Here is a 635-nt window from a genome sequence, read left to right on the forward strand (position 1 = left end):
GGCAGATCACGGTGGAAATGAGCTTGGCTTTTTTGAAAGACCCTTTTTTTCACGGATGAGATCTATATAAGTTGAAACTTTGTTTTACATCCAGTAGAGCGCTCGCCGCACTCTATCAAAGCGACTTTGTATGCAGGAAAAACAGAATCGAACAACTGGGAAAATCTTTATTGCAACTTATATATGTCAAAAAGCCAGAACGAGTGGCGGTGTTGGGTGATTTGTTTTTTCTGGTCTTGGCCATTTACCGCGTCTTCCAGCGCCGGGTGCGTCCGTTCATCACACCCGAACGCCCATTACAGGGCGTAGGAGGCCGGAAATGGACCCGACCAACCGGACAAACGATTTTTCAATTGTTTTGGTATGTCAGAGTCGTCCTGTTGGAACGGCCGGATGGGCAAATCCAACACAGGCTGGGGAAACCACTCACCCCTGATCAGCGAAGGATTCTGCAAGGATTAGGGATGGATGAGAGCATTTACGTGTAAAGGTCATACGGAACGACTAGCTATGGTAAAAAAAGGATTGCCATCGCTTGTTGTGTTGGTCAAAAAGTTATTCTGAAAAACTAAATAAAAAATCCTTTGTTTCTACCTTGTTACTCACATTTCGCACCCTCCCAACGAAAATCGGGA

At 45.4% G+C, this 635-nt stretch carries 1 pseudogene; it reads left to right on the plus strand.

Annotated features, from left to right (window positions below):
- Nucleotides 1–179 precede the first annotated feature (179 nt).
- Nucleotides 180–488, plus strand: a pseudogene (locus I656_RS0115070) (transposase); the annotation flags it as partial.
- Nucleotides 489–635: the final 147 nt, after the last annotated feature.

It is taken from the genome of Geobacillus sp. WSUCF1 (assembly GCF_000422025.1).
GTDB classification, from domain to species: Bacteria; Bacillota; Bacilli; order Bacillales; family Anoxybacillaceae; genus Geobacillus; species Geobacillus zalihae.